The sequence below is a fragment of the Comamonas humi genome (assembly GCF_054782535.1).
The window spans coordinates 419,645-426,071 of sequence record NZ_BAAGSH010000002.1; the positions used below are offsets into that span (position 1 = coordinate 419,645).

The 6,427-nt window shown below is 66.0% G+C and carries 6 protein-coding genes and 1 CRISPR repeat array; of the genes, 1 reads left to right on the plus strand and 5 read right to left on the minus strand.

Going from position 1 to position 6,427, the window contains the following annotated elements; translation table 11 throughout:
• The first annotated feature begins 33 nt into the window (after positions 1 to 33).
• Positions 34 to 804, plus strand: coding sequence for a sulfite exporter TauE/SafE family protein (locus ACYVKR_RS02310; RefSeq protein ID WP_460479106.1), 771 nt, complete (start codon positions 34 to 36; stop codon positions 802 to 804).
• On the opposite strand, the gene ACYVKR_RS02315 is transcribed toward ACYVKR_RS02310, so the two are convergent.
• From ACYVKR_RS02315 to ACYVKR_RS02335, 5 genes are all read right to left on the minus strand, one after another.
• Positions 761 to 1,246 (minus strand): transcriptional regulator, encoded by a 486-nt coding sequence (locus tag ACYVKR_RS02315; RefSeq protein ID WP_460479108.1) that lies wholly within the window; start codon positions 1,244 to 1,246, stop codon positions 761 to 763. The genes ACYVKR_RS02310 and ACYVKR_RS02315 overlap by 44 nt on opposite strands.
• Positions 1,247 to 1,359: 113 nt before the next feature.
• Positions 1,360 to 2,244 carry a LysR family transcriptional regulator gene (locus ACYVKR_RS02320; RefSeq protein WP_460479109.1) on the minus strand — a complete coding sequence of 295 codons (885 nt, stop codon included), beginning with the start codon at positions 2,242 to 2,244 and terminating at the stop codon, positions 1,360 to 1,362.
• Positions 2,245 to 2,286: 42 nt separating this feature from the next.
• Positions 2,287 to 3,450, minus strand: a complete 1,164-nt coding sequence (locus ACYVKR_RS02325; RefSeq protein WP_460479110.1) for an acyl-CoA dehydrogenase family protein — start codon at positions 3,448 to 3,450, stop codon at positions 2,287 to 2,289.
• Between the two features lie 21 nt (positions 3,451 to 3,471).
• The gene (locus ACYVKR_RS02330; protein ID WP_460479111.1) at positions 3,472 to 3,867 is read right to left on the minus strand and encodes a cupin domain-containing protein; all 396 of its coding nucleotides are present in this window, start codon (positions 3,865 to 3,867) and stop codon (positions 3,472 to 3,474) included.
• 77 nt (positions 3,868 to 3,944) lie between these two features.
• Positions 3,945 to 4,910 (minus strand): Bug family tripartite tricarboxylate transporter substrate binding protein, encoded by a 966-nt coding sequence (locus tag ACYVKR_RS02335; RefSeq protein ID WP_460479112.1) that lies wholly within the window; start codon positions 4,908 to 4,910, stop codon positions 3,945 to 3,947.
• Positions 4,911 to 5,088: 178 nt separating this feature from the next.
• Positions 5,089 to 6,318: direct repeats of the CRISPR family, unit length 28 nt; unit sequence TTTCTAAGCTGCCTATGCGGCAGCGAAC.
• Positions 6,319 to 6,427: the final 109 nt, after the last annotated feature.

Below are 6,427 nucleotides of genomic sequence, written 5' to 3' on the forward strand. Positions count from 1 at the left end.
CTTCCACCCATCACTGCACACCACGACAAGACCATGGGAGACCTCGCCCACACCAGCCTGCTGCTGGCCGCCGCCTTCGTGGCCGGCGCCCTCAATGCCGTCGCCGGCGGCGGCAGCTTCCTGACCCTGCCCGCGCTGGTGCTCACCGGCGTGCCGCCGGTGTCGGCCAACGCCACCGGCACCGTGGCGCTGCTGCCCGGCTACATGGCCGGCGCCTGGGGTTTCAAGGACGACATGCGCTCGCCGCCCGGCCTGTCGATGAAGAGCGTGGTGCTGCTGGCGCTGGTGGGCGGCGCGGCCGGCGCGGCGCTGCTGCTGTTCACGCCCGACGCCACCTTCCGCAGGATCGTGCCCTGGCTGCTGCTGGCGGCCACCGCCATGTTTGCCTTCGGCCCGCAGCTGCGCCAGTGGGCCATGGGTGGCAAGCACGACCAGGCGCCAAACACCGCCGGGGCCGCCAAGGCCGCGTTGGGCATGCTGGCCGTGGCCATCTATGGCGGCTACTTCAACGGTGGCCTGGGCATCCTGCTGCTGGCGCTGCTCGGCCTGCTGGGCCAGACCAACCTGAACGCCATGAACGGCATCAAGAACCTGGTGTCGGCGCTGCTCACGGCCATTGCCGTGGCCATCTACGCCGCGGGCGGCGTGGTGCAGTGGAAGCAGGCGCTGGTGATGATGATCGCCGCCACGCTGGGCGGCTACCTGGGCGCGCGCGTGGCGCGCAAGATTCCGCCGAACTGGCTGCGCGGCGGCATCGTGCTCACCGGCCTGGTGATGGCCGGGCTGTTTTTCTGGCGCCAGTAGCCGTGCCCGGGCCAGCGTCGGGGGCTGGCGCCGCCTGCGGCTCGCCGCCGGCATCGCCATGCACCCTGGCAAAGGTCAGGATCACCTCGCGCACCACCTTGCGCTGCGGCGCGGGCAGCCGCAGGAAGGCATCGAAGGCCTCGCGCTCCAGATAGCCCACGCCCTCGTCCCAGCGCTGGCGGTGCTCCTGCACCGAGCGGCGCACCGAGTCGCCGAAGCGCAGCACCTCGGGCTCGACCTTCAACAGGCCCGCCAGCACCACCAGCTTGTCCTGCGCAGGGATGGCCTCGCCCTTCAACCAGCGCGACACCGCCTGGAAGGTGACCGAGCGCCCCCAGTAGTTCGCATTGAACAGGCCCAACAGCACGCCCGGGCGCGCCTCCAGGCCGGCAGCCACCATGGCGCTGCGCAGCCGCTGAGCGAATTCGAGCTTGTTGTCCATGCCCGAACGTTAAACTCATGTACAGCGTTTTATTTGACTTTGTGCTCCACCAAGCGATGAATTATTTGTTGGTTTTAAAATTAAACAATAATTCTTAACTATGAGCGCAGGCCTCAGCGCTCGCGCACCACGCTGATCAGCGCCTGCAACGAGGCGCTGGCCGCCGGCGCCCGCCAGACGAAGGCGCCGGCCGTGAGCGCGGGCCGCCCGCCGTCGCGCTGCAGCGGCAGCCAGCGCACGCCGGCCATGCCCGCGCGCTGCATGCAGGCCGGCACCAGCGCCACGCCCTGGCCCATGGCCACCAGCGCGATCACGCTGAACCACTGGCGCACCGCGTGGTGGATGCGGGGATGGATGCCGGCGCTGTGCAGGCAGGCGATCACGTCGTCGTAGTGCGCCGGGCTGACCTCGCGCACGAACATCACGAAGCGCTCGTGCGCCAGCGCGCGCAGGTCGATCTCGGCCTCGCCCGCCAGCGGGTGCGCCTCGGGCAGGCAGCAGACCAGCGGCTCGGGCGCGATCGGGCAACTGTCCAGCCCCGGCGCCGGGGTGACGATGTTGACGAAGCCGCCCTGCAGCTGCCCGCGGGCCACGGCCTGCTGCTGCTCGGCGGTGGACATCTCGTGCAGCGTGATCTCGATGTCGGGCCGCTGGCGCGCAAAGGCCTGCAGCACGCGCGGCACGTCGCGGTAGATCATCGAGGCCGCCACGCCGATGGCGAGCTGCCCCTGGCGCCCCTCGGCCACCTGGCGCGCCACGTCGGCCGCGTGCTGCAGCTGGCCGAGCACGCGCCGCGCCTCGACCAGGAAGGCCGCCCCGGCCTCGGTGAGCTGCACCTGCTTGGCGTTGCGCTCGAACAGGCGCACGCCCAGCTCGTCCTCCAGCGCCTTGATGGCCACGGACAGCGGCGGCTGCGTGATGGACAGCTTGGCCGCGGCGCGGCCATAGTGCAGCTCTTCGGCCAGCACGACGAAATAGCGCAGCAGATGGGTCTTCATGCCCCCATCATCGCGCGAAAACCGGCGCGCCCAACCCGGGCGTCAGTACGACTTGGGCAGGCCCAGCACCTTTTCGGCGATGAAGCACAGGATGAGCTGCGGGCTCACCGGCGCCAGGCGCGGGATCCAGCTCTCGCGCATGTAGCGCTCGACGTGGAATTCCTTGGCATAGCCCATGCCGCCGTGCGTGAAGATCGCCGTCTCGCAGGCGCGAAAGCCCGCCTCGGCGCCGAAGAACTTGGCCGCGTTGGCCTCGGCGCCGCAGGGCTTGTGCTGGTCGTACAGCCACGCGGCCTTCATGGCCAGCAGGTAGGCCGCCTCCAGCTCGATCCAGCGCTCGGCCAGCGGGTGCTGGATGCCCTGGTTCTTGCCGATGGGGCGGTTGAACACCTCGCGCTCGCCGGCGTACTTGGCGGCGCGCGACAGCGCGGCGCGGCCCAGGCCGATGGCCTCGCAGGCGATCAGGATGCGCTCGGGGTTCATGCCGTGCAGGATGTACTCGAAGCCGCGGCCTTCCTCGCCGATGCGGTCCTCCACCGGAATGCGCAGGCCGTCGATGAAGAGCTGGTTCGTGTCCACGCACTTGCGGCCCATCTTCGGGATCTCGTGCACCTCGATCTTGCTGCGGTCGAAGTCGGTATAGAACAGCGACAGGCCCTCGGTGCCCTTGCATTCCTCGACCGGCTTGGTGCGCGCCAGCAGCAGGATCTTGCTCGCCTCCTGCGCGGTGGAGATGAACACCTTCTGGCCGTGCACCACGTAGTGGTCACCATCGCGCACTGCGCGGGTCTTGAGCTTGAGCGTGTTCAGGCCCGTGTTCGGCTCGGTCACGCCGAAGCAGGCCTTGTCCTTGCCGGCGATCAGCGGCGGCAGCATGCGCGCCTTCTGCTCGGGCGTGCCGTAGACCACGACCGGGTGCAGGCCGAAGATGTTCATGTGCACGGCCGACGCGCCCGACAGGCCCGCGCCGGTGGCGGAGATGGTGTGCATCATCAACGCCGCCTCGGTGATCCCCAGGCCCGCGCCGCCGAACTCCTCGGGCATCGCGATGCCCAGCCAGCCCGCATCGGCCAGCGCGCGGTAGAAGGCCTCGGGGAACTCGCCGTCGTCGTCGCGCGCATGCCAGTAGTCGGCGTCAAACGGGGCGCAGACCTTCTCGATAGCGTCGACGATCTGCTGCTGTTCTTCGGTCAGTGCGAAATCCATGGTGTGTTCCTCAAACTCAAATCAGTGGCTGGCGCCGTCAGGCCGGCGCACGCGCGCCGGGTTCTCGCCATACGGCGGGCTGTAGATCACCAGCAGCTTCGCGGGCGTGTCGCTGGTGGTCTGGAAGATGTGCATCGTGTCGGCCGGAAAGAAGCAGGCATCGCCCGCCACCATCTCGAACGACTCGCCCTCGACCTCGACATGCGCCGTGCCTTCGAGCAGGTAGCAGGCCTGCTCCATGCCCGGGTGCGCGTGCGGCAGCGCGCCGCCGCCCTTGGCGATCTCGCCCAGCACCACCTCCATGTGCTGCGCGCCCACGTTGGCGTTGCTGATGAGGCGGCGGTTGAAGGTGCCGGTGTGGTTGGCCGGGCTGTAGGCGGCCACGTCGGCCGAGCGGATCAGATATCGCGAAGCCATGGGGCCTCCTGAAACTATGGTTTTGATAGCTGCTAGCGCTTATCCATCAAGCGCCAGAGTCCGATTTCATTCAAATATCACTGCGCGGGAATATCGGCCTGCTTGACCAGCTTGCCCCAGTACTGCAGCTGGTCGGCCACGTACTTGGCGAACTCCTGCGGCGTCTTGGTGGGCCAGACCTCGAAGCCGATCACCGCGAGCTGCTTCTGCACCTCGGGGTCGGCCAGCACGGCCTGCAGCTCGGTGTTGATCCGGTTCACCACCGCGGGCGGCGTGCCCGCCGGCGCGAAGATGCCGTTCCACGAGGTGATGTCGAAGCCCGGCAGCGTCTTGGCGATGGCCGGCACGCCCGGCAGCTGCGACGAGCCCTTGGCCGCCGTCACGCCCAGCGCGCGCACCTTGCCCGCCTTGAGCATGCTCCCGCCCGAGCCCAGGTCCACCACGTACATCTGCACCTGGTTGCCCATCAGGTCGGTCAGCGCCTGCGGGCTCGACTTGTAGGGCACGCCCACGATGTCGGTCTTGGTGAGGAAGCGCAGCGTCTCGGACGCCACTAGCGAGGTGCTGTTGGGCGTGGCGTACGAAAGCTTGCCCGGATGCGCCTTGGCGTAGTCGATCAGCTCCTGCACCGACTTGATCGTCGACTCGGCGTTCACCGCCAGCGCGAATGGCAGCTCGCCCACGCGGGCGATGGGCGTGAAATCCTTGATCGGGTCGTACTTGAGGCTTTTGACCAGCCAGGGATTGGCCGAGTGCGAGGTGTTGGTGGTCATGAACAGCGTCTGCCCGTCCGGCTTGGCCTTGAGCACCGCCGCCACCGCGATCTGCGCATTGGCGCCAGCGCGGTTGTCCACCACCACCGGCTGCTTGAGCCGCTCGCCCAGCTTCTGCCCCACGGCGCGCGCCACCGCATCGGTGCCGCTGCCCGCCGCGAACGGCACGATCAGCGTGACCGGCCCGCTAGGATACCCCGCCTGCGCCCAAGCGCCCCCGGCCACCGCCAGCGACGCCACCACACCTGCCAACCATTGCTTCAGCTTCATGCCTGTCTCCTGAAGGGCTGCGCCCCTGTTATGGCGGCTCGCCCACGCCGCCAGGGTATCTTCAGCGAATCAATGATTCGAGTCCAATGTTTTGTGTGGATGGTTTGATATTGGTTTTGTATCGATCTAGTGCTCGCAGGGATCGGTTGAGAAGCATCCGGCTGCCGAAGCTGCTCTTTTTCTAAGCTGCCTATGCGGCAGCGAACCAGGCGGCGGCGGATGCGCAGCAGGTTCCACATTTCTAAGCTGCCTATGCGGCAGCGAACCTCCTCCGCAATCTGCTCAGCGGTCTTGAGCTTTTCTAAGCTGCCTATGCGGCAGCGAACCTCGGCACCGTCCCCAACAACAACATGGACGATTTCTAAGCTGCCTATGCGGCAGCGAACCCGGCACTCGCATGGGCCGTTGGCGGCTGGGGTTTTCTAAGCTGCCTATGCGGCAGCGAACGGCTTGTTGTGCCGCTGGTCCATCTTGACGCGTTTCTAAGCTGCCTATGCGGCAGCGAACCCGAAGGCGATGCTGGTCCGCCCGTTCAGCCTTTTCTAAGCTGCCTATGCGGCAGCGAACGTGGATGCGTTCATGCAGTTCCAGTCCGAGGTTTTCTAAGCCGCCTATGCGGCAGCGAACGGGCCTTGGCTGGGCTCACAGGCTTGCTCTGTTTTCTAAGCTGCCTATGCGGCAGCGAACAAGTTCAGCGCCGTCATGAACCCCGCCTGGAATTTCTAAGCTGCCTATGCGGCAGCGAACAACGACCACCCGGCCATCCGGGAGTGCTTCAATTTCTAAGCTGCCTATGCGGCAGCGAACTCCTTCCGCCGTTGCAGTTGAGCACCGACGATTTTCTAAGCTGCCTATGCGGCAGCGAACTACTGAGGTAGGCATGAGCTATGTCCTCACATTTTCTAAGCTGCCTATGCGGCAGCGAGCACGGAACCCGTATCCGACCGCCCACACCGCGCTTTCTAAGCTGCCTATGCGGCAGCGAACGCGATCACGCCCTGGCGGTCCATGGAGTCGATTTTCTAAGCTGCCTATGCGGCAGCGAACACGCAAAGCGGCCGTGTTGCGGAGCATGCGGCTTTTCTAAGCTGCCTATGCGGCAGCGAACCCATCGTCAAGCGCATCATCAGCAAGATCTAATTTCTAAGCTGCCTATACGGCAGCGAACCTGAACGATGTTGCCGTGGCATCGTTCGGCGTTTTCTAAGCTGCCTATGCGGCAGCGAACTCCAAATGTCCTGCCTGGACGGCGATTGAAAATTTCTAAGCTGCCTATGCGGCAGCGAACCACGTCCTGATCATCGAGGAGGCCCACGACCTTTTCTAAGCTGCCTATGCGGCAGCGAACGCACCCAGGGAGGCACTGAGTTCGGCGCGGAGTTTCTAAGCTGCCTATGCGGCAGCGAACCGGATACGGCGGTGATGCCCAGCGTGGCACATTTTCTAAGCTGCCTGTTGATTTCCACGCAAACCTGACCCACTATTTCCATCGAATCTTGACCCACCCTTGTTCGTGA